Below are 2,239 nucleotides of genomic sequence, written 5' to 3'. Positions count from 1 at the left end.
GGTCAGCACGATGAAGGTACCCAGAGTCACCGCCAACGACTGCAGGCCGGCGCGCACCACCAGTAGTCCGTTGACCAGACCGACCAGCAATCCGACGGCGATGACGGCGACGGCGATCAGCCAGACCGCGCCGGGATGTTCGGCCATCGTGGTGGCGGCGATGACGTTGGACAAGCTGATGGTTCCGGCCACCGACAAGTCGAAGCCGCCGGTGATGAGCACCAGCGTCGTGCCCACCGTTGCGATGGCCAGCGGTGTCATCAACACCACGAAATTGTTGAAGGCGTAGCCGTTTCGCTCGAATGGCGTCACGAACAACACTGCGCCATAGCAGACGACGAAGACGGCCGCGGCGATGAGGCTCTCCCGGTTCGTCGCGACGCTGCGCCGGGTCAGGGTTTCGACGATGCTCATCGCGCGACCTCCGTGCTGCGCCCGAGGATGCTGCGCATCACCGAGTTCTCGGTGAGTTCGTCGGCGGCGTGCTCGGCCACGATCTGCCCGCCGTACAGTGCGCACACGCGGTCGCACAGCCCGACCAGTTCGGGGATCTCGGTCGAGTAGACGAGGACGGCGTGGCCCTTGGCCGCAAAGTCACGGGTCATCCTGTAGAGCTCCAGCTTTGTCGCAGCGTCGACGCCACGGGTCGGATCGAACAGCAGCAGGCATCGCGGTGCCTGCGCAATCGCCCGGCCGAACACCACCTTCTGCTGGTTGCCGCCGGACAGGTCGGCGATCCGCCGGGCCAGCATTGCCGCGGGGAGGTTGACCTCGCCGGCGACCTCCTCACCGAGTCGTCGCTGGCGCCGCCGGGACACCACGGACGCGCGGGAGAACCGCGACGTCAGCGGCAACGTGAGGTTGAAGTCCGAGCGCATCTGGAGGAACAGCGCCTCGCTCTTGCGTTCTTCGGGTACCAGGGCGAAGTCGACGCTTCCGGAACCTCCTGCGACGGACGCAGATCCGGCATGCGTGCGCAGTTCGCCGGCCAGTGCGTAGAACAGATCGCGTTGGCCTTGGCCCTCCAGCCCGGCAATGCCGACGATCTCCCCGGCGCGCACCTGAAGCGACACCCCGTCGAGCTTGACTCCGGCCGAGATGTCCCGAACATCGAGGACCACCTCGCCCACCGCACCGCCCCCCGGTTTGGCCGGGAAGGCGTGGTTGAACGAGCGGCCGATCATCTGCTCGACGAGTTCGTCCTCGGACAACTCGCCCCTGGCGAATTCCGCCACCGTCCGGCCGTTGCGCAGCACCGTGCCGGTGTCGCAGATCTCCTTGATCTCGGTGAGCTTGTGGCTGATGTAGATGACCGCCGCCCCGGTATCGGTGATCCGATTGATCTGGCGGAACAGCCAATTCGGGTCGGGCAGCGCCGCCGTGGGCTCGTCGAGGACGAGCAGCAACGGTGAACTAGACAGCGCCGCAATGATTTCCACTTCTTGACGGGCCGCCAGGCTCAGCTCACTGATCAGTGCCTGCGGCTGGATGTGCTCAGCCTCCCAGTCCTGCAGCCGGGCGGCGGCGATGTCGGCCAGCTTGCCCTGCGACACCATCCCGAACCGGGTGGGCAGATCGGGTAGGCACAACTTGGTGGCAACCGTGATATTCGGCGGGGCGCTGAGTTCCTGATACGCCATCGCCAGACCGATGCCGCGTGACGCCCGCGGCGAGCCCGATTGCAGCGGCCGCCCGGCGATCGTCACCCGACCGCTGTCAGGTTTGACGATGCCCGAGAGCACCTTCATCAACGTCGACTTGCCAGCCCCGTTCTCGCCGAGCAGGCCGTGGACCTTCCCGGCCTCCACGGACATCGAGACATCCGACAGCGCCGCGGTCGCACCGAATCTCTTACTGATGCCCTCGATCTCGACGTGTGCCATCTCAGCTTCTCGTTTCCGGTCGAGGGTTGCTACGGCGGCCGCAGCTGGCGTGCAGGTGCTCCGACGCCGTGTGCGGGTCGATCTGCACGATGCGGTGCAGGGTCGGCAGGGTGTGTTGCATCCGCATCGCGCCGTATGCGGTCGGATCGGTCCGGCCGCGTAGACCCCACGTCAGTGCCTGCACCGCCAGGCGGGCAGCGGCCAGCGGGTAGGCGACGGTCAACTCGTCGTCGGTCAGCGGGGTCACGCCGTGATAGCCGGCGATCACCAGACCCATCGCGGTCAGCGGGTCGTCCTTGCGGAGCATCGCGTAGGCGCCGGCGATGGCGGGCTCGGCAACCCGCACGGTGTAGAGC

3 protein-coding genes are annotated in these 2,239 nt (G+C 66.9%); all 3 read right to left on the bottom strand.

The annotated features are described in order from the left end of the window. Positions 1 to 414, bottom strand: a 414-nt coding sequence (locus tag ACRDUX_RS39785; RefSeq protein WP_526422887.1) for an ABC transporter permease subunit, incomplete at its 3' end; no start/stop codon positions are given. Beyond that, positions 411 to 1,883 carry a sugar ABC transporter ATP-binding protein gene (locus ACRDUX_RS39780; RefSeq protein WP_526422885.1) on the bottom strand — a complete coding sequence of 491 codons (1,473 nt, stop codon included), beginning with the start codon at positions 1,881 to 1,883 and terminating at the stop codon, positions 411 to 413. The genes ACRDUX_RS39780 and ACRDUX_RS39785, both read right to left, overlap by 4 nt. A gap of 1 nt (position 1,884) precedes the next feature. Beyond that, positions 1,885 to 2,239: hypothetical protein (locus ACRDUX_RS39775; RefSeq protein WP_526422883.1), on the bottom strand; the 355-nt coding region annotated here is incomplete at its 5' end.

The sequence above is a fragment of the Mycobacterium sp. genome, assembly GCF_050701675.1.
Lineage (GTDB): Bacteria > Actinomycetota > Actinomycetes > Mycobacteriales > Mycobacteriaceae > Mycobacterium.
Note: the sequence above shows the minus strand (reverse complement) of the source record. Positions and strands in the feature narration are given on the sequence as shown.